Genomic DNA, 20,564 nt, shown 5'->3' with positions numbered 1-20,564 from the left:
CATTAACTGTTTTAGCTTGTGACAACGATCATACCTAGTGTTGTTAATTTGCGGTTATTCTAAGCAATCAAAAACGTTTGCCAAACTATCAACTTTAATTAAATAAGGACTAATAATGGCGTGGTTTGAACATTTAAATATTTCACCTCGATGCCAATCAATTATTATTGATCAAGTTCAATCTTTAGCCTTAGAACAAAAACACATCATTCAATGTGGCACTAATTATGGTAGGGAGGCTTTTACTATTTATCGCCGTAATCCTGATATGCATATGTTGCTATTTACCATTAAGGGTCGCGGAATACTTAACACTCCAGCCAAACAATGGGATTTACAGCCTGACCATGTTATTTATGTGCCACCAGGCAATGAGAATGGATTTGATATCAATCCAAATGAAAATCCTGAGCTTATTTGGGATATGGCATGGGTAATGTTAGAACAACAAAGTTATTGGGATCAACGCTTACCACATGAGATAACCTACTACCCAACCCAATCAGGATCATTATTATTTCAAACTATCGATTGTCTTCAACAAGCACTGTGTTTGAACTATCCCCTTGCAGACCAACTTTCAGCAAATATCACTGAACAACTGTGCTTACTAGTAGCTAACCGTACTTCGCCTCACTCACCATTAGCACTGCAACGTTTAGAGCGAGTATTTCAACATGCAAAACGGCAACTACACCACCCTTGGCAAGTCAAAGATCTCGCGGCATTATATCCATGCTCTGAGCCTCACTTACACCGCTTGTGTCAGCAATATTTTAGTCAAGCTCCAATGGCACGTTTAACACACATACGAATGGAACATGCCGCTGGGTTATTAACGACGACCTCATGGCCAATTCAACATATCAGTGACTTTTGTGGGTACCCAAACCCAACAAATTTTAGTACCCGCTTTAAAAGCTGGAGTTCTTTTAGCCCACGTCAATTCAGATCACATTTTCAGAATGAATCTTAATCGTTCATCATCTTTAATTAATGACCCTCAATGATTTTATTTTCTATCGATGACTTATATCGGTTAAGCTTATAGACATAAAATAAATAAGACTAAGTACTTAGCGCTATTAAAGGGATCCTCCATGCCAAATTGTTTTGCTTACTGTTATCGACTTAATGGCGATCATTCCAAACCCGCACTGACCCTTGATAAAATTAATAACTGGCAACCAGAAGATGGTCTGCTGTGGTTACATCTCGACTTTACTCAGCCACAAGCACAGCAATGGATCCAGCAAAGCCAGTTACCTGATATAGAAAAAGACTCACTCACCAACGATAGAGATAGACCGCGTTTAAACCAAACTAAAGATGGCTTTTTCTTGGCTTTACGTGGTATCGATATTGATAAAGAAACTCAAAAAAAACCATCAGATAAAATGTTATCGATTCGTGGTTATTTTACTAAAAATCTGATTATCACCACTTCAGACCAACCCGTCGTTGCGATCTCTCGTATTGCGGAACACATTGAAGGGGGCTTTGGCCCCACAACGATTGGTAACTTTATTTTAAGCTTATGTGATCATCTGGTCAGTCGTAAAATGCAGGCTATTGATAATCTGGATGAACAATTGACTGAACTTGAAGAACAAGTCATGACTGATAGTGATATAAATTTACGCAATAATATCGCTGTGTTACGTCGTGAAACGGTAAAATTACGCCATTCTATGACACCTCAGCGTGATGCATTAGCAAAATTAATTACTATCGACACTCCACTGTTATCGTTAGCTGAACGTCAAAAAATTCATGAGGTTGATGAAAAGATTAGTCATGCGCTTGATGATCTTAATGCAATTCGAGAACGGGCAAATGTCACTCAAGAAGAGCTAATGAGCCTGCAATCTGAAACCTTAAATCAACGTTTATACTTTCTTTCGTTGATTACTACCGTATTTTTGCCGCTTGGTTTTTTAACTGGCTTATTTGGGGTTAACCTTGATGGTATTCCTGGCGCTGAAAATCATTTGTCATTCTCAATTTTTTGCGGATTATTAGTTGGCGTGTTAATTTTACAACTGGCATTATTTTATCGTCGTAAATGGATATAACCGATAAAACTGCAAACGTATTTTTAGTGGCTTTTATTTTTATCGTATATCGATATAAACTAAGTAGGAGTTATACGTAATAATCATCAGAATTAAGGGCCACAATGTTTTCAACATTACGAACTTTATTTAGACAAGTTATGAATGAAAGTGCCAGTGCTGGTGCGGTAGATACACCAACGCTCAATTTAGCCATGGCTTCATTGTTATGTGAAGTAGCGAATGCTGATCATGATCGTGACCCGCGTGAAGAACAAGCTAAAGTGCAACTGTTAATCAAATTGCTTGATACCACAAAAGAGCAAGCAACAGTATTACTAAGTCAAGCGCAGCAACAAAGTCAGCAATCTATTTCTTTATATGAATTTACTAATAAACTACGCCAATTATCACAACCACAACGTTATCAATTAATTGAAGCGATGTGGCAAGTTGCCTATGCTGACGGTGTGATTGATCCTTTAGAAGAAGTGGTGATCAGACAGGTCTCTGACTTGATCTATTTAGATCACTCGGAGTATATTCGCGCCAAGCTCAATGCGGGCAAACTAGCGTCATAATTCAATTACACGCAGCATCCAATATCTTACCTAGCTTATGATGAATCCAACACTACCACGGTAGATATTCGCTACCGTGGTTGTTTTACACCGATTGATCTTATCATATTAATGAATATCGATAGTTCGACTGGCTTTCTTATATTTAATTCGCCATCCTTGCCAACGCGGTAATTCCCACCGCTTAGGATCTTGCTTTCGATTTCCACGAAGATAATGTGCTATCACGGTTTTTCGGCTGATCTGATACTCAATACGAAGCTCAAAATCATTCAAATTCACATTATGTGGATATTGATTATCAAATTCTTCACGCTCCCAAGTAGGAATACCGTCAAATATAAAATCATCAGCACTAAATAAGCCAATATCACCAATTGTTTCAATTCCAAGATCTGCAATTTGTTGCGATAGCCATACCGTCATATCAACAGTATCAGGCTTTCGCTGACAAATATCAGCTTGATAACGCCCTAACCCTAGATACAAATTCCATTGGTGTATATCAATCGTTAAACGTGCTGCTAATCCGACTAAAACTTCATTCGCTAAAATCAAATCAACAATAGCAGTATTGGCTGTTGCGCCGCTGACATCTTGCCATTGAATATCTATCACTCGTCCTGCATATGTCCGTTCAATCGCTGTTTGAAAGTGGCCTACACTGGTTTCAACGGTTTGCCCTTGCTGATTTTTACCAACATCAAGTGCCACAACTTGTGACAACGTCACAGGTGCAATACACGTAGCTAAGACTAGGTTTTGTTTAATACCCTTTCCGGGCAAAGCAAATTGATCAAAGACCACTGCGGCCTCTGTTACTCGATCATGTTCTATTGCAAATAAAGTATCACGGCTAAGCGTCACTTCATTAAAGCCATTACTCAAAGCTTGTCGTCGGCGCTCACGACGCACATAAACAAGCTCTGGTACTGCCCTCATAACAGCATCAATCCATGGTTGACGACGAAAGGCACTAGCAGCTTCAAGTTGAGGTAATTGCAGTATTTCTCGCATTTTAGATGCTAACAGTTGCGCTTCTACACGCATATTATCATCTACAGTTAACCACTCAGGGACAACGTCAGCCCTTACAATTTTAATTAGCGCAGTCGCATCACAATATTGTTGTCCAAGCCATAAAAACAATGCCTGTTGATCTTGCTCTGATTTAGGCGGTTGCCACAACTTTTGTGGAATAGATAACGCCGCGGCTAAATCGACCATCGCTTCTTGATGACGTCGTTCTGGCATCGCAGTGATCAAATGAGCAAACAGACTGTCTATGGGTAATTGATACAAACGTCGCCCATAATCGGTCACTACTTCATCATCTGTTACCGCTTTCATTGTTTGTAATGTTTGAAAGGCACTTGCCAAGGTTTTTTCTGGCAAAGAGTCAATAAATGCTAACTGTGAAAATTTAGCATCACAGCACAAAGCCGCTAAATAGGGTTCAATTAACTCTTCTCGTTGTAACTCTGCGGGTGTTAATCGCTCAAGTGGTGCAGCTTTACCGTATAAACGCAGACAAACACCATCTTTAACTCGACCTGCGCGACCTTTACGTTGCTCAGCACTTGCTTTTGAAATGGCATGTAATGCTAATACAGTACGACCATTACGCTGGTGGGTTCGACGCTCTAACCCTGAGTCAATAATGAGTGTAACCCCCGGAATAGTCAGTGATGTTTCAGCAACATTGGTCGCCAAAATAATACGTTGTTTATCACTTACGGTCAGTGCCCGTTGGCGTTCATCATCGGTTACTGAAGCATGCAATGGAATCACATCTACCCCATCGGTGACAATTGCATCAGCAAAATAACGTCTAAGTGATTGAGTTACTGCGGTAATTTCCTTTCTTCCTGGTAAAAACACTAAAATATCTTGATGATTTTGGTAATGTTGGCTGGTTAATTTAACAATCCGTTGTTCTAAGTGATCATTACTAGGCATGGTTTGGCTATCACTTGCATGATGATAAATATCCACCATGAAATTACGCCCTGTTGCATGTAAATGTACTGCGTCTAGATATGTCACTAATCGCTGGCTATCCATGGTCGCCGAAGTAGCAACTAAACGATGACTTTGGCGCTGTTTTAAAAGAGCAAGCAGTAAATCAGTGTCCCAGCGTCGCTCATGAAACTCATCAATAATGACAGTCTTAAACTGAGCTAATTGATCGTCACTTAACCATCGAAGTGCCACCCCAGGCGTTGCAAATACCACTTGAGTATTATCATCAAAATGTTGTTCAAACCGAATGGCATAACCCACTGAAATATGCTGCGGATTAGCTTCAACTGTTGTTAAATATTCAGCTAATGATGTACAAGCGACCCGTCGGGGTTGAACCACTAGCACTCGACCTAATTCAGCAGCCCACAGAGGTAAACGAGTTGATTTTCCTGATCCGGTTTCGGCCTCTACGACAATGTGTTGTTGAGATAATGCCGCTAAAAAATCGGACTTAATACTATCAATAGGCAATGAAGCGTACATAATTCAATCTATTACTGATTCTGACGTGGTTATTGTGACAATATTCAGTGAGGTTGTCATTGACTAGCCTTGATAGTTGTTGATTCCATAAACAATCAACACTAATTTTCAGTAAATATGTCAGTTTACCTCTACAATAATTGACTTTTTGCTGTAACTCCCTAGCCTTACAGCATCAACTTATGGAGACTGCGCCGTATGACTAGCAAAACCATTTTTAACCCTGAATTATGGGAAGCCGTTCCGGGCTTTAACTTTGAAGACATCACCTACCATCGTGCTAAAGCGCATGGAACAGTTCGAATTGCCATTGATCGCCCTGATTGCTTAAATGCCTTTCGTCCAAAGACTGTCGATGAACTTTACACTGCGCTTGATCACGCTCGTCAATGGTCAGATGTAGGTTGTGTTTTAATTACAGGTAACGGGCCATCTCATAAAGGACAGTGGTCTTTCTCATCGGGTGGCGATCAACGTATTCGTGGTAAAGATGGCTACAAATACGAAGGTGCTGAAGAAGGCACTGCTGATGTTGCTCGTATGGGTCGATTGCATATCCTTGAAGTTCAACGTCTGATTCGTTTTATGCCAAAAGTTGTGATTGCGGTTGTTCCAGGTTGGGCTGTTGGCGGTGGTCATAGTCTGCATGTGGTATGCGACTTAACCCTTGCATCAAAAGAACATGCGGTATTTAAACAAACCGATCCTGATGTGGCATCATTTGACTCTGGCTATGGCTCTGCATACCTAGCGAAAATGATCGGCCAAAAACGTGCGCGTGAAATCTTCTTCTGTGGTTTTAACTACAGTGCTCAAGAAGCTTATGACATGGGCATGGTTAACAAAGTAGTTGATCACTTTGAGCTTGAAGAAGAAGCACTACGTTGGGCGAAAGAAATTAACAGTAAATCACCAACAGCAATGCGTATGCTGAAATACGGCTTTAACTTACCAGACGATGGCCTAGTCGGTCAGCAGTTATTTGCAGGTGAAGCAACTCGCTTAGCTTATGGCACCGCAGAAGCACAAGAAGGTCGTGATGCTTTCCTAGAGAAACGCGATCAAGATTTCAGTAAATTCCCTTGGCATTATTGATACACGTTGCAAAAAATAGCAACAAGACGATCTGATTACGTTAGTAACACTGATACATATCTCATCTTATAAACAAAAGCTCTTATCAAAGGGCTTTTATTTTACCCAAATTATTAGTTACCATAAAAAACAGTCATATTTTTGCTTATTAATAAAATAAACATCAGAAACATGACCGCTTTCTCGAAATAAATCACTCTACCCTTTGAATTATCCACGATGAAGTTCTAGCATTAGCAGCATAGAAATTCTCAATCCATTTTCTGGCTTAATCGCAACAGAGTTTATCGTATGAACAACAATAAAAGACCTCTATATATTCCTTACGCCGGCCCAATTCTACTTGAGACGCCATTACTAAATAAAGGCAGTGCATTCTCTATTGAAGAACGCATGTTTTTCAACCTAGAAGGTCTTCTTCCTGAAGCTATCGAATCAATTGAAGAGCAAACTGATCGTGCTTACCAGCAATATCAAAAATTTGATAACGATATGGATAAGCATATTTACTTACGCAATATCCAAGACACCAATGAAACACTTTTCTATCGCCTTGTAGAAAACCATATCACAGAAATGATGCCGATTATTTATACACCAACGGTTGGTTCTGCTTGTGAAGATTTCTCAAATATCTACCGTCGCGGCCGTGGTTTATTTATTTCTTACCCAAACCGCGATCGCATTGAAGACATGCTAAACAACGCTTCTCGCCAAAACGTGAAAGTGATTGTTGTTACTGATGGCGAACGTATTCTTGGTTTAGGCGATCAGGGCATCGGTGGTATGGGTATTCCTATCGGTAAACTTTCTCTTTACACCGCTTGTGGTGGCATTAGCCCTGCTTACACATTACCTGTTGTACTAGATGTTGGTACCAATAACCCACAACGCCTTTCAGATCCAATGTACATGGGTTGGCGACACGCGCGTATTACAGGAGCGGAGTATGACAACTTTGTTGATGATTTCATTCAAGCCGTAAAACACCGTTGGCCTGAAGCATTGATCCAATTTGAAGACTTCGCTCAAAAGAATGCAATGCCATTACTTGAGCGTTATAAAGATAAAGTATGTTGCTTTAACGATGATATTCAAGGTACAGCTGCTGTCACTGTTGGTTCATTATTAGCTGCATGTAAAGCCGCGGGAACGAAATTATCCGATCAACGTGTCACTTTCTTAGGGGCAGGTTCTGCCGGTTGTGGTATTGCTGAAGCTATCATTGCCCAAATGGTCGCAGATGGTATTACTGATGCTCAAGCACGTAGCCAAGTCTTTATGGTGGATCGTTGGGGCTTATTAGTTGAGAACATGCCTAACTTACTCAACTTCCAACAAGCCTTAGTACAAAAGAATACTAATATTGAAGATTGGGAATTATCTGATACCAATATTTCATTATTAGATGTTATGCGCAATGCTAAACCAACAGTGCTAATTGGTGTGTCAGGCGTTCCAGGGCTATTTAGCGAAGAAGTTATTCGTGAAATGTACGCTCATTGTCCACGTCCCATTATTTTCCCACTATCAAACCCAACCAGCCGTGTTGAAGCAACGCCATTTGATCTTATTCATTGGACTGAAGGTAATGCATTAGTTGCAACAGGCTCACCGTTTGATCCTGTGGTTTATGAAGGTAAAACCTACCCAATCGTTCAGTGTAATAACAGTTACATTTTCCCTGGTATTGGTTTAGGCGTTCTTGCTGTTAATGCGCGCCGTGTTACCAGTGAAATGCTGATGGAAAGTAGTCGTGCGCTAGCTGAATGCTCACCATTAGCGATTCATGGCGAAGGCCCACTACTACCGGGGCTTGAAGATATTCAAAAAGTATCCCGTAAAATTGCTTTTGCGGTTGCTAAAAAAGCGGTTGAACAACACAAAGCACCTAAAAATTCTGATGAGCGAATTCGAGAAAAAATCGATGCTAACTTCTGGAAATCAGAATACCGCCGTTACAAACGTACTTCATTTTAACTAAACGTTAATTTGTTACTAACACTCGAAGTATTGAATAATACTTCGAGTGTTTATTTTAAGCAGTTTAATGCATGACATTGCGCACAAAATCTACAAACTGTCGTGATTAGCACTCCTGTTTGGGCTTTTTTAAACAAAAACATCATTTATTAAGGTAAAATATTAATAAAGCATTATATTTTTAAATTGGATAATTATGAAACTGCTCAACATTATTCGCATTACTGCAGTTCTCTTTATCATCTTTGTTGCAACGCTATTATTACTTGATCGTTGGGTTTCTGCACAAACGGAAAGCCAAATTTATCACGATCCCGCAAAATTACCGGCTTATAATGTTGGATTGGTTTTGGGCACCAGTAAATATATCGCTAAAACACTTAATCCCTATTATACCTACCGCATGTCTGCTGCTGTTGATTTATATGACAAGCATAAAGTTGATGTTTTTTTAGTCAGTGGTGATAATGCACATCGCTCTTACAATGAGCCTCGCACAATGAAGCGTGATTTATTAAAGGCCGGAGTGGCTAAAAATGAAATCGTGCTAGATTATGCCGGTTTCCGTACTCTAGACTCCGTTGTTCGAGCTAAAGAAGTTTTTGATACTAATCGTTTCGTTATTATTACTCAGCAGTTTCATTGTGAACGCGCGTTATTTATTGCTAATCACTATGATATCAATGCAACCTGCTTAGCAGTTAAAGAACCTCGCCGTGGAATGGCTAGTTTTAAAATTCGAGTCCGTGAAGTATTTGCTCGTATAAAAGCAATGATTGATTTATTTATACTACATGTACAACCTAAGTTTTTAGGTCCTAAAGAACCTATCATCGATCCATTAATCACCACTCCTGAAAAGCATATTATTGCCCCAGTAACAGAGCAAAAGCCAATTAAAATAATTACACCTTCTGCTGCTATAAAAACAATCCCGCAACCATAACTACTAAAATTTGAACATTAAAAAAGCCAGCCGCATAATAATATAGCGTCTGGCTCTTAGTTAGTCTTTTATTAAATCATTCGACTAACTTTGTTTTTATTATTCATATTATCAAAAACTCGCTGCCGAACACATTTCATATGCTCTTGCGCTTCTCTATGAATTTTTTTAGTTAAGCTGGTCTTCTTTTTTTTCATTATCCACTAGTCTTTTTATTGATAAGCACTCCGTTGCAGTTGAAATAATAGCATATACTTGGCTGTGCAGCACTGATTATCTTTTACCAAATTTTATAACGCTAAAAGCCATTATTGCCGCAATAAATAGCTACCAAAAAAAATAACGCAGCATATTTAAAAGTTACATTAAGATCACAATACACACAAAAAATAAACAACCGCCCCTTATAAATATACTTTCATCACATTCATACTACCGCAACCCGTCGTATGATCGCTTCCGCTTACTAAAAGCTAACTATAAAAATAATGTAGTCTCAACATATGGAAGATTCACCTATGACAACGCTTGCTCTTACACTCAAACATTGGCTATTCAATAGGAATAGTTTAATTCTGATTGGCAATAGTTTAATGATGTTTATACTCATCAATACGTTACCTTTTGAACGTAATGTTGTGATTGGTTTAAGCATATTATTCTTCGTTGCTGTAATGTGGTTGACTGAAGCCATCCATGTCAGTATTACGGCCCTACTCGTTCCACTGCTCGCTGTAGGGTTTGGTGTTTTTGATACATCTAAAGCATTAACAAGCTTTTCAAATCCTATTATCTTCCTATTCTTAGGGGGATTCGCCCTTGCAGCAGCACTACACAAACAACAACTTGACCAAGTAATTGCGGATAAAGTGCTGATTGCAGCCAAAGGACGAATGTCCGTGGCAGTATTTATGTTATTTGGTGTAACCGCTGGATTATCCATGTGGATCAGTAATACCGCCACAACAGCAATGATGTTACCGCTTGTGCTCGGTGTACTAAGTAAGGTAAATACAAAAAGTGGCCATAAGACCTATGTCTTTGTATTATTAGGCACAGCTTATTGTGCCAGTATTGGTGGTATTGCAACAATTGTTGGAAGCCCACCGAACGCCATTGCTGCTGCTGAAGTAGGTTTAAGCTTCACTGAATGGATGGCCTTTGGCGTTCCAGTTACTATTATTCTATTACCTCTTACTGTCACATTATTGTATATCACATTAAAGCCAGATCTAAACCACCAATTTGAACTTGACCATAGCCCAATTCAATGGAGTAACGGTAAGCTAATTACAATGGCTATTTTCATGGTAACCGTAGCTTTATGGATCTTCAGTAAACCCATTAATGCTTTTTTAGGGGGCTATGCTAAATTTGATACCTTAGTTGCCTTAAGTGCCATTATCATGCTCGCCGTATCTAGAGTTGTTGAATGGAAAGATATTAAAAACTCAACGGATTGGGGCGTATTATTATTGTTCGGTGGCGGTATTTGTTTAAGTAACGTGCTTAAAGCAACAGGAACAAGTGTCTTTCTTGCAACAGAGCTCAGTGACATGTTACACCAAGCAGGGTTGCTACTGACTATTCTCGCTGTGGCTATTTTTGTTGTTTTTCTTACTGAATTTGCAAGCAATACAGCAAGTGCCGCTTTATTGGTTCCTGTTTTCGCCACAGTTGCTGAAGCGTTAGGTGTATCACCTATTGTATTATCAGCCTTAATTGCTATTAGTGCGTCATGTGCATTTATGTTGCCCGTTGCTACACCACCTAATGCAATTGTATTTAGTACGGGCTATATCAAACAAAGTGAAATGATGCGGGTCGGATTATATTTAAATATTGTTTGTATCATATTCTTAACCATATTTACGTGGCTATTTTGGTAATCTAGCCAACAACTACACAAAATTGAGATATTAAAAAGGTGACGCTAGCGTCACCTTTTTATTAACTACTTTAATCAAGAGTAAATAATAATTGCTCCGTATTGCCTTGTACGAAATCAACCGTCCCTTTTATTTCACTCTTTAATTCAATTAATTGTTGTTCTTCAAGCGAATATGGAAGATAAACAATAAGCCGCATAATACCTTCTAGTTTCGCTAAAGATGACAACTGAATTAAATTATCAATATCACTCATATGGCTTGATAATACTTTTAATGCTTTTTTTTCTAATTGATCAGCACAGGGTAAATGATTGTCCCCTATTGTGTTAATTGTTAGTTTAAAGAAAGGAATTAAATATGTTAAAGCATCCATAAATGATAAACGTTGCTGGCATGATTTAGATAGAAACTTCGTGTAATCAAAAATCACATCCTTTTCTATAACCTTATCAACTACTGTTTCCATAGCTATCCTTAGTCAGAAACATACAATTCATTTAGGTATCGTGAATAGGACTACCTAATGTAATTACTATACGTCGATATCAATTTTAATTGTACGCTTCACGATTAAAGTCTGTGATGGACATCTCATTCTATTTACGCTAAAACCAACCAAAACACAATAAAAACACAATAAAAACAATTATTTAACAACAAAGCTACAATGAATGCTTTATAAATAATTCAATATATATAAAATCATTTCATCTTTACAAAAAATCGTTAGTGCCAATAATTCACATTGAAGCCATGCGTTATTTTTTATATTACGATGGCCTTTCTCCCTGTAATAATCGGCCATTAATTTCATGAATAACACGAGGTAAATCTGCTATGGTATCAATCATATAATCTGGTTTTGAAGCTTGAAATGCCTCTTGTGCCCGTTGTCGTACTTTCTTCAATGTGGTTAAATCAGCCTTTTCATATTGGGCTAATGTCATTCCTGCTTCATTACCTGATAACAATAATGCGACAGTCCACATTCCTGCATTTTTTCCCTCCATAATTCCCGGTACTGAGTCATCTATTTTTACACACGTTTTTACATCATCAATACATAACTCAATCACATTCTTTAATGCCATATAAGGACCCGGTCGCCCTCCAGCCGCAAGATCATCCGTTGCAAGAATACAATCTGGTGTAAAGCCATTGGCCGTTAACGCAGGTAATAACGCATCCAATACGGCTCGTGGATAACCAGTACAAGCACCGATTTTAATCAATTGTGAACGTAACTCACTCACCACTCGTTCAGTCTGCGGAATCAATTCAGCATGATCAGCCACTTTGGCTATTTGTAAAGGCATAAAAGTACGATAAATAGTATCAATATCAGTGATTGTCATTGCACGATTAAATTGACTTTGCCAACGAGCGGCGACCTCTGGTAATTCACCAACAGCTTTTATATGGTCCCATTTTCCAAGCCCCATCGGTACTCGCGCTTCTGCCAACGTAATATCAAAATCAAACCCTCGTCGAAATGCTTCAACAAAAATGGTCGTTGGTGCAAAAGACCCAAAATCAACCACCGTTCCTGCTAAATCAAAAATAACCGCTTGAACTTGTTTCATGAATATTTCCTTATCTATTAAATGGAATAAAAAACAAATGGACGTGAGTTTTAATCGTCATTACACCAATACATTGATGTCTTGATAGCTATAATTAGTTGTTTAATATCATTGGGGTAAACATCGCCTATATTGCCGATACGGAAGCAGTCAGCATCTGAAACCTTACCAGGGTATATCACAAAACCTTTATTTTTCAGTTCATTATAAAAAAGTTTAAAGACGTATTGCTTGTGTATCGGAGAGAGAAAAGAAGTGATAATAGGAGAATGTACATTTTTACTTAATAAACAACGAAAGCCTAATTGCTGCATTCCTTTCACTAATAAAGATTGATTTGTTTTATAACGCTGATAACGCGCATTTACTCCACCTTCTTGTTGCAATTCAATCATTGCTTGATGAAAAGCACGTACTGTATGTGTGGGAGAGGTAAAACGCCATTTCCCCTGTTGCTGTTGCATACATTGCCATTGTGCATAAAGATCTAATACTAACGAACGTGCACGCCCCTGACACAATTCAAGCTGTGATTGCTTTGCAATGACAAAAGCAAAACCTGGTACACCTTGAATACATTTATTGGCTGAACTGATCATAAAATCAATCCCTAAAGCACCCATATCAAACGGAATACCGCCAAAACTCGACATAGCATCAAGGATCATAATTTTATTGCGTGTCTTAACAACATCACAAATGGCATCAATTGGATTTAATATTCCCGTTGTTGTTTCACAATGCACCATCGCAACATGAGTAATAGCAGGATCAGAATCTAAAATATTCGCAACTTGAACAGCCTTGGGACATTCTGTTTCGGCAAGAGTCATAACACGATGATTAATCTTTAAATATCGTGCAATCTCCCCCATTCTTTCCCCATAAGTACCATTACTAATGACTAATAATTTATCATCATCAGTCATTACAGTGCCGATAGTTGCTTCAACGCTTGCACTACCACTACCTTGCATTAGCACTGACGTATAACCTTGATGTTGTGTCGCTAAATTCACCAGTTCAGCACGAATAACTTCGACGATATCATGGTTATAATCATCATCCCATGTACACCAATCTTGCAGCATTGCAGCACGAACAGTCGTTGTGGTCGTCAGTGGCCCTGGGGTTAATAATAGGTATTGGTTGGTTGTGTTTTCCATCATAATTTCCGCTTGGACTATACCAGATTGCAAAACTATAACGGCATCATGTTAATCCTGTAAATCCCCCCTCGATAGAGTTAATAAAATATTCATAAACCCATTTTTCCATTTTTTAAGTGTCAGAAAAAAGCAATAAAAACGCATTAAAAATGCCATCGTCTAATAATCGAACTGTCATATTTCAGTTCTAGCATCAGTAGCATTCAAACTGGTACATACCAATACGATTTAACATCAATAGTGCGACATTTCATATCATGGAGAGAGTTTAATGAATAACCACTGGATGCTTGCCCCTTTAACTGCCATTGCAATTCTATCAACACCACATGTTTTTGCAGCAGAGCAATTGACAGTCTACAGTGCCTTTGAAACAGATATGCTGACCAAATTTAAGCAAGGCTTTGAAAAAGAGAATCCTGATATTACGATTAAGTGGGTTCGTGATTCGACAGGAATTATGACGGCAAAGTTACTTGCAGAAAAAAACAATCCTCGAGCAGATGTCGTATGGGGGTTAGCGGGTTCATCAATGGCATTACTAAAAGATAATGGCATTTTAAAGCCTTATATTCCAAAAGGTATTGAGGCAATTAGACCTAATCTTATCGATCCACAACCTAATAAAGCATGGTTTGGTAATGATGCCTTTTTTATAGCGGTTTGCTATAACGAAATAGTCGCAAAACAACTTGGTTTAGAAAAACCAACATCATGGCTAGATTTACTTAAACCTCAATATCAAGGCCATATTGCGATGCCGAACCCAGCCTCATCAGGTACAGGCTATATGCAAGTGTCAGCCTGGCTGCAAGCGATGGGAGAAAAAGCTGGCTGGGATTACATGACAAAGCTTAATAAAAACATTAGTTATTATACTCATTCAGGGTCTAAACCGTGTGTTCAAGCAGCTCAAGGGGAAGTTGCAATCGGTATTTCAATGGCTATTCGAGCTGCAACATTGAAAAATCAAGGTGCCCCTATTGATATTATAATGCCTAAAGAAGGTGTCGGTTGGGAAGCAGAAGCGGTTGGTTTGGTTAACACACAATCTAAAGCCGCAAAGCGTCTAGTGGATTGGTCAGTATCTGCAAATGCAAATAAACTCTACAATCAATTTTACCCCGTTGTCGGCATCAAATCGGAATCTCACTCAATTGCAAACTACCCTGATGTAGAGCAAGCAATGGCCCATCTGGATTTTTCAAAAATGGCGTCTAATCGTACCGCTATTCTTAAATTATGGTCACAAAAATTTGATAGTAAATCCGAACCAAAATAGTAACTAGACAGCCATTTCATAAACCATCACCCATAGGAATCAGTTGCTATGGGTTTTTTCTTATTCATCGCAAATACAACGAGTCACGGTTGTCTTATTATCGTCAAACTTACGTCATTGAAGTGTCATGCTTTACCTCTAAATTTGGTATATACCAATATTACAGAGCTAAACAATATGGATACTTATCTTAGAGTCGACAATGTATGCAAATATTTCGGTCAATTTACCGCCTTAAATAATATTTCACTCAAAATTAATAAAGGTGAATTTATCTGCTTTCTTGGTCCTTCTGGATGCGGTAAAACAACATTGCTTCGTACCATTGCTGGAATAGATTTAGCCAGTTCAGGTTATATTGAACAAAACGGTATAGAAACAACCTTTTTAGCGCCTGAAAAACGTGATTTTGGTATTGTTTTTCAATCTTATGCATTATTTCCTAATCTTACTGTCGCTGAAAATATTGGTTTGGGATTAAAAAACCAAGGAAAAACAAATAAACAGACAGAGGACGTAGTTCAATATTGGTTGGATCTTATAGGCTTACCGGATTCTGGTTTCAAATATCCCAATCAGTTATCTGGTGGTCAGCAACAACGTGTAGCCCTAGCTCGCGCATTAGCATTATCGCCTGGATTACTGCTATTAGATGAACCTTTGTCAGCCCTCGATGCGAAAGTTCGTACTCATTTGCGTGATGAAATATGTCAATTACAACGCAAGCTAGGTATTACAACGATCATGGTCACACATGATCAAGAAGAAGCACTAGCAATGGCTGATCGTATTGTAGTAATGAACCATGGCGTTATCGAACAGATTGGTACACCACAACAAATATATCAACAACCGGCCTCTCGTTTTGTTGCCGAATTTGTTGGTAACATGAACTTTATAAACAGTTCTGTTGTCAGTGATAATTATATTCGAATTGGTGAAACACTACTGCCAAAACCTTGTAATACACTTAAACGTGGCGATAGATTTGAACTAGGTTTACGCCCTGAAGACCTGCATTTCATAGAACATGGCCAACATTCTGAATCCTCTTTTCCCGTTCAAATTGAAGATCTTGAATTCCAAGGAACTTACGTTCGTGCTAATTGTAAAATAAGTGGCGTTCATAATCACAAAAATATTAAAGTCGATGTTCCTATTCGAGAATTACGTCGCTTAGCATTAAAAGAAGGTCACTACATCAACGTAAATATGGCCCATCAGCTTGCTCATATTTTTAATGCTCAATACTAATTATTGACAATAGGAATTAATATAATGGCTTCAACATGCCCACCCCAAATTATAAATACATTACGCGCGAAAGCACTAAAGGATAAATTAACAGAAATACAGCGAAATTTAAGTCGTGATAATATTATTCTCGCTATTATTTTAATTTTATTAACGATCGGTATGAGTTTATTTATTCTTGCTCCATTATTTACAATGTTACTAAAAAGCCTGCAAAGTAATAATGGACAGTTTATTGGCTTAAGCAATTTTAGTGACTACTTTTCCTCAACTGCAATGTGGCAATCATTAAGAAACACATTGTTTATAGGAACAATAGTCACGAGCTTAGTTAGCTTTTTAGCTTTTGGATTTGCTTATTCCTTAACACGTAGCTGTATGCCATTTAAAAGTATATTTAATATATTAGGCTCAGTGCCGATTCTAGCCCCCTCATTATTGCCAGGAATTAGTCTTATATATTTATTAGGTAATCAAGGCATAGCAAAAGACATATTAATGGGTCATTCGGTATACGGCCCTATAGGCATTACAATCGGTTTAACATTTTGGTGTTTCCCTCACGCTCTAATGATAATAAAAACCTCATTACGCACTTCAGATGCACGCCTTTATGAGGCAGCACAAGCTTTAAACACATCTCCAATAAAAACCTTCTTTATTGTCACATTACCCGGAGCAAAATATGGTTTGATTAGCGCTACAATTATTGTATTCACCCTCGTCGTGTGTGATTTTTCGGTTCCTAAAGTCATTGGTGGCAACTATAATATTTTAGCTACCGATATTTTTAAACAAGTCGTTGGACAACAAAATTTTTCTATGGGTGCAGTGACAAGTGTCATGCTATTAATACCAGCCTTATTTGCTTTTAGTGCTGACCGCTGGGTACAAAAAAAGCAAAAAGGGTTATTTGACTCACGTTCAATTGCTTATATTCCACAAAAAAATATATTTCGAGATACATGTTGCTTTTTATTTTGCAGCATCATAAGTGTTGCTATTATTACTATAATTGGAATGGCGATTTATGGTTCTTTAATTACATTTTGGCCATGGAATTTAAATATCAGCCTACATAATTATAATTTTAATCAATTTAGCGCTGACGGCTGGCAACCTTATTTTAACTCATTAAAGTTAGGTTTTTTAGTTGCTATTATTGGTACTTTAACTGTTTTTATTGGAGCCTATTGTATTGAAAAAGGCCGCTGGCTGGGGCCATTACGTCACTTATTACAAATGTTAGCTATTATCCCCATGGCGGTACCTGGAATGGTATTAGGATTAGGCTATATTTTCTTTTTTAATACCAACTATAATCCTCTTTCAATATTATATGGAACGTTAACTATTTTAGTCATTAACACTGTTACCCACTATTATACTGTAGGGCATATGACTGCAATTACGGCGCTCAAACAACTCCCGGCAGAAATCGAAGCTATTTCAGCATCTATTAATCTTCCCCAATATAAAACATTTTTTAAAGTTACTTTACCTGTATGTTCCCCTGCAATTTTAGAAATCATGGTTTATCTTTTTATTAATGCAATGACAACAACATCTGCTGTTGTCTTTTTATATGGAACCGATACCATGCCAGCTTCAGTGTCGGTATTAAATATGGACGATGCAGGACAAACAGGTCCAGCGGCAGCAATGGCAGTTATGATTTTATTAACCGCAGCATGCGTAAAAGTCGGGCATAGCGGAATTGGGCATCTGCTAGAGATATACACTCAAGCATGGCGTAGACGCTAAGAAAATTTAAATACATTAATACCATTATAAATGTAATCTTTAGCCATGATATCTATGTTAATGATAATTAATGTCATTGTAACTTAAATCATCATGGCTTATTCTTCATCAATCCATGCTGAGTCGTTAATATAAAGAGAATTCTGGTGCAATATTTAAAAATTAAGGATGCCATAAACCAACAAATAACAATGGGATTACTTTTACCTGGTAATAAACTTCCGGCAGAAAGAAAGCTTGCAGAAGCATTCAATACTACTCGTATCACTTTAAGAGAATCATTGGCTTTATTAGAATCTGAAGGAAAAATTTATCGCGAAGATCGTCGTGGTTGGTTTGTCTCCCCTCCTGCTCTTATTTATGATCCTAATTACACCACTGAATTTCCAACAATGGCTATTGCACAAGGCCGTCAACCACGCTCCGAACTATTATCAGCGCAACAACAACTTGCAAACCCACGCATTGCAGCCCTTTTAAATATTACTGAAAAAGACAGTGTTTACCGCATTGAGCGATTACGATTTCTAGATGAACGTCCCGTCGTTGTGGTTACCAATTATGTTTTACCTGCATTTTTTCCTGATTTACTTAAACACGATATTACGCATTCATTAACAGTAACCTATCGTGAACAATACCAACGGATTTATACAAAAACTCGATTCCGTATTAGTACAACATCCCTTAACGGCGATACAGCAAGTGCTTTACGAGCAACAACTGGTAGCCCCGCAATGTTTGTTGAGCGACTTAATTTTGATCAATACGATAACTTGATTGATTGTGACTTAGAATATTGGCGTCATGATGCTATATGCATTGAATCTCTAGCAACATTGTCATCGGCAGTTTCACACAAGATAGTCTAAATTAATGGTGCTAATTTTTAATAACATCGCTAAAAAATGAGCTAGTAAAATACTAACTCATTGATAAATTATTGGTAGGCATTAAGAATTAGCTTTTATCTGCTTTTCCTGCAGCATTAGCAAATTTCGCTAATTGTTTATCAATCCATAATGGTGGTTGCTCATTATCTTCAGCTTTCTCTTTCCGTCGAATTGCATTACGTACCATCATTGCTCCAATCCAACGTATAGGCTCTGGTGGAAAATAACCTTTAGGACCAGAAACGAGCCCACATTGGCTCCATTGATTTTTCTGCTCTAGTACTAATGATGCTAATATTTGACCACCTATCCATGTTTGTCCAACACCATTACCGGAGTAACCTAATCCATACACAATATCTTTATTATTGTTTAATTGCCCAAAAAAAGGCAACCCGGTAGTAGAACGATCAGAAGCTCCAGTCCAAGTCGCGACAAAAGGCTGTTGCTTTAATGATGGAAAAATACGATCAAAAGATTGACGTAATAATGACGTATAACGACTTGGCTGATCAAAAATTGCTGAGATCTTATTTGCAAAAGAAAAATGATTTCCGCCTTTACCTAACATTAAGCGGCCATCTGATGTACTACGGTAATAATGCACGAAGATACGTGAATCGATCACCGTCTTGCCATCTTTTAAACCTGTGTCCGCAAGCTGTTGTGGTATTTTATCAGTAATAGCCATATCAGAAGACACCAGCACTACGCTACGCTTAAACTGTGGAAATTTCTCCAACATCCATGCATTTAATGCCAATACAACTTTATTCGCAAAGATATCTGCATTAGGGGTTGAGATTGTCACCGGTGAATCTGTACTGATTGATTCCATTGGCGTATTTTCGTATATTTTCACTCCAAGTTGTTCAGCAACACGCTTTAAACCTCGAACAAGTAATGCGGGTTGAACGCTTGCTGCCGCTGGTGAAAAAAATCCCTCACGATGTAATGCTGAGCCAGCCGCTTGTTGAACTTGTTCATATTGCCATTGTTGCCAGCTATTAATTTGGTGTTTATCCAGTTGCGCTATTACTGCATCCATTGCCCCTTGTTGCGCACTATTTGTTGCAGTATATAAAGTGCCATTTAGTCGTAAATCTGCCTCAATATTATTTTCACGACAAAAATCATCTATTGCATATATAGCTTGTTCGGAAGCTTTTACTAATCGTGCCGCTTCTTGCTCACCATAAAGTTTCTTCATTGAGGTGTATTTAGTTGACCATGTCAGCATACAGCCACCATTACGGCCAGATGCACCACTACCACATAACCCTTTATCAATAACAACAACATCTAATTCTGGTTGCTGTTGTTTTAATAAAATGGCAGTCCATAGGCCAGTATAACCACCACCAACAATACAAACATCGGTTTGAATATCATCTTCAAGTGTAGTGGGATAACTGTTTGGTTCTTGTGCAAGAGCTTCACTAAACCAGTAAGGTATAAATTCTTTGTGTTGCGTTGAGGTGTCCATTAATCATCCTTTTATTGGTATAGACCAAAACAAAATCAATAATATCTCGCTAATATGACGAATGAGTGACCACC

General features: G+C 38.2%; 16 protein-coding genes. 11 read left to right on the top strand and 5 right to left on the bottom strand.

Annotation, left to right across the window (positions count from 1 at the left end):
• The first annotated feature begins 115 nt into the window (after nt 1–115).
• The 3 genes from VXS03_RS09725 to VXS03_RS09715 all read left to right on the top strand — a co-directional run bounded on the left by VXS03_RS09725 (nt 116) and on the right by VXS03_RS09715 (nt 2,635).
• The gene (locus VXS03_RS09725) at nt 116–976 is read left to right on the top strand and encodes a helix-turn-helix transcriptional regulator (protein WP_327763498.1); all 861 of its coding nucleotides are present in this window, start codon (nt 116–118) and stop codon (nt 974–976) included.
• A 124-nt stretch (nt 977–1,100) separates the two neighbouring features.
• A complete protein-coding gene (locus VXS03_RS09720; RefSeq protein WP_327763497.1) occupies nt 1,101–2,075 on the top strand; it encodes a zinc transporter ZntB in 975 nt (324 codons plus the stop codon).
• A gap of 104 nt (nt 2,076–2,179) precedes the next feature.
• Entirely contained in the window at nt 2,180–2,635 is a 456-nt protein-coding gene (locus VXS03_RS09715; protein WP_327763496.1) for a tellurite resistance TerB family protein, read from the top strand.
• Between the two features lie 108 nt (nt 2,636–2,743).
• On the opposite strand, the gene VXS03_RS09710 is transcribed toward VXS03_RS09715, so the two are convergent.
• Nucleotides 2,744–5,143, bottom strand: coding sequence for a helicase-related protein (locus VXS03_RS09710; protein ID WP_327763495.1), 2,400 nt, complete (start codon nt 5,141–5,143; stop codon nt 2,744–2,746).
• 198 nt (nt 5,144–5,341) lie between these two features.
• On the opposite strand from VXS03_RS09710, the gene VXS03_RS09705 reads away from it, so the two are divergent.
• From VXS03_RS09705 to VXS03_RS09690, 4 genes are all read left to right on the top strand, one after another.
• Nucleotides 5,342–6,238, top strand: coding sequence for a 1,4-dihydroxy-2-naphthoyl-CoA synthase (locus tag VXS03_RS09705; RefSeq protein ID WP_060998009.1), 897 nt, complete (start codon nt 5,342–5,344; stop codon nt 6,236–6,238).
• 291 nt (nt 6,239–6,529) lie between these two features.
• On the top strand, nt 6,530–8,218 hold the full coding sequence (locus tag VXS03_RS09700) for an NAD-dependent malic enzyme (protein ID WP_327763493.1): 1,689 nt from the start codon (nt 6,530–6,532) through the stop codon (nt 8,216–8,218).
• Between the two features lie 199 nt (nt 8,219–8,417).
• The gene (locus tag VXS03_RS09695; RefSeq protein ID WP_327763492.1) at nt 8,418–9,167 is read left to right on the top strand and encodes a SanA/YdcF family protein; all 750 of its coding nucleotides are present in this window, start codon (nt 8,418–8,420) and stop codon (nt 9,165–9,167) included.
• Between the two features lie 518 nt (nt 9,168–9,685).
• On the top strand, nt 9,686–11,056 hold the full coding sequence (locus VXS03_RS09690) for an SLC13 family permease (protein WP_327763491.1): 1,371 nt from the start codon (nt 9,686–9,688) through the stop codon (nt 11,054–11,056).
• A gap of 70 nt (nt 11,057–11,126) precedes the next feature.
• On the opposite strand, the gene VXS03_RS09685 is transcribed toward VXS03_RS09690, so the two are convergent.
• The 3 genes from VXS03_RS09685 to phnW all read right to left on the bottom strand — a co-directional run bounded on the left by VXS03_RS09685 (nt 11,127) and on the right by phnW (nt 13,808).
• Entirely contained in the window at nt 11,127–11,525 is a 399-nt protein-coding gene (locus tag VXS03_RS09685) for a hypothetical protein (RefSeq protein WP_327763490.1), read from the bottom strand.
• Nucleotides 11,526–11,829: 304 nt separating this feature from the next.
• The gene (phnX, locus tag VXS03_RS09680) at nt 11,830–12,642 is read right to left on the bottom strand and encodes a phosphonoacetaldehyde hydrolase (protein ID WP_327763488.1); all 813 of its coding nucleotides are present in this window, start codon (nt 12,640–12,642) and stop codon (nt 11,830–11,832) included.
• Nucleotides 12,643–12,692: 50 nt separating this feature from the next.
• Nucleotides 12,693–13,808, bottom strand: coding sequence for a 2-aminoethylphosphonate--pyruvate transaminase (gene phnW, locus VXS03_RS09675; protein WP_327763618.1), 1,116 nt, complete (start codon nt 13,806–13,808; stop codon nt 12,693–12,695).
• Nucleotides 13,809–14,082: 274 nt separating this feature from the next.
• Here phnW and VXS03_RS09670 point away from each other — a divergent pair, with 274 nt between their 5' ends.
• The 4 genes from VXS03_RS09670 (at nt 14,083) to phnR (ending at nt 18,983) form a co-directional block, all read left to right on the top strand.
• On the top strand, nt 14,083–15,093 hold the full coding sequence (locus tag VXS03_RS09670; RefSeq protein ID WP_327763487.1) for a putative 2-aminoethylphosphonate ABC transporter substrate-binding protein: 1,011 nt from the start codon (nt 14,083–14,085) through the stop codon (nt 15,091–15,093).
• Between the two features lie 177 nt (nt 15,094–15,270).
• A complete protein-coding gene (locus VXS03_RS09665) occupies nt 15,271–16,347 on the top strand; it encodes a putative 2-aminoethylphosphonate ABC transporter ATP-binding protein (protein ID WP_327763616.1) in 1,077 nt (358 codons plus the stop codon).
• A 24-nt stretch (nt 16,348–16,371) separates the two neighbouring features.
• Entirely contained in the window at nt 16,372–18,111 is a 1,740-nt protein-coding gene (locus tag VXS03_RS09660; protein WP_327763485.1) for a putative 2-aminoethylphosphonate ABC transporter permease subunit, read from the top strand.
• Nucleotides 18,112–18,257: 146 nt separating this feature from the next.
• On the top strand, nt 18,258–18,983 hold the full coding sequence (phnR, locus tag VXS03_RS09655) for a phosphonate utilization transcriptional regulator PhnR (RefSeq protein WP_327763483.1): 726 nt from the start codon (nt 18,258–18,260) through the stop codon (nt 18,981–18,983).
• Nucleotides 18,984–19,071: 88 nt separating this feature from the next.
• Here phnR and VXS03_RS09650 read toward each other — a convergent pair whose 3' ends face one another.
• Nucleotides 19,072–20,490 (bottom strand): FAD-dependent oxidoreductase, encoded by a 1,419-nt coding sequence (locus tag VXS03_RS09650; RefSeq protein ID WP_327763481.1) that lies wholly within the window; start codon nt 20,488–20,490, stop codon nt 19,072–19,074.
• Nucleotides 20,491–20,564: the final 74 nt, after the last annotated feature.

The sequence above is a fragment of the Photobacterium sp. S4TG1 genome, from assembly GCF_036040035.1.
Lineage (GTDB): Bacteria > Pseudomonadota > Gammaproteobacteria > Enterobacterales > Vibrionaceae > Photobacterium.
The sequence above is the reverse complement of the archived record's forward strand: the minus strand, read 5'-3'. Positions and strand labels throughout refer to the sequence as shown.

Excerpts from the sequence above, each read along its gene's own strand:
- VXS03_RS09725 (WP_327763498.1), top strand. The coding sequence starts at position 116 with ATGGCGTGGTTTGAACATTTAAATATTTCACCTCGATGCCAATCAATT.
- VXS03_RS09720 (WP_327763497.1), top strand. The coding sequence starts at position 1,101 with ATGCCAAATTGTTTTGCTTACTGTTATCGACTTAATGGCGATCATTCC.
- VXS03_RS09715 (WP_327763496.1), top strand. The coding sequence starts at position 2,180 with ATGTTTTCAACATTACGAACTTTATTTAGACAAGTTATGAATGAAAGT.
- VXS03_RS09710 (WP_327763495.1), bottom strand. The coding sequence starts at position 5,143 with ATGTACGCTTCATTGCCTATTGATAGTATTAAGTCCGATTTTTTAGCG.
- VXS03_RS09705 (WP_060998009.1), top strand. The coding sequence starts at position 5,342 with ATGACTAGCAAAACCATTTTTAACCCTGAATTATGGGAAGCCGTTCCG.
- VXS03_RS09700 (WP_327763493.1), top strand. The coding sequence starts at position 6,530 with ATGAACAACAATAAAAGACCTCTATATATTCCTTACGCCGGCCCAATT.
- VXS03_RS09695 (WP_327763492.1), top strand. The coding sequence starts at position 8,418 with ATGAAACTGCTCAACATTATTCGCATTACTGCAGTTCTCTTTATCATC.
- VXS03_RS09690 (WP_327763491.1), top strand. The coding sequence starts at position 9,686 with ATGACAACGCTTGCTCTTACACTCAAACATTGGCTATTCAATAGGAAT.
- VXS03_RS09685 (WP_327763490.1), bottom strand. The coding sequence starts at position 11,525 with ATGGAAACAGTAGTTGATAAGGTTATAGAAAAGGATGTGATTTTTGAT.
- phnX (WP_327763488.1), bottom strand. The coding sequence starts at position 12,642 with ATGAAACAAGTTCAAGCGGTTATTTTTGATTTAGCAGGAACGGTGGTT.
- phnW (WP_327763618.1), bottom strand. The coding sequence starts at position 13,808 with ATGGAAAACACAACCAACCAATACCTATTATTAACCCCAGGGCCACTG.
- VXS03_RS09670 (WP_327763487.1), top strand. The coding sequence starts at position 14,083 with ATGAATAACCACTGGATGCTTGCCCCTTTAACTGCCATTGCAATTCTA.
- VXS03_RS09665 (WP_327763616.1), top strand. The coding sequence starts at position 15,271 with ATGGATACTTATCTTAGAGTCGACAATGTATGCAAATATTTCGGTCAA.
- VXS03_RS09660 (WP_327763485.1), top strand. The coding sequence starts at position 16,372 with ATGGCTTCAACATGCCCACCCCAAATTATAAATACATTACGCGCGAAA.
- VXS03_RS09650 (WP_327763481.1), bottom strand. The coding sequence starts at position 20,490 with ATGGACACCTCAACGCAACACAAAGAATTTATACCTTACTGGTTTAGT.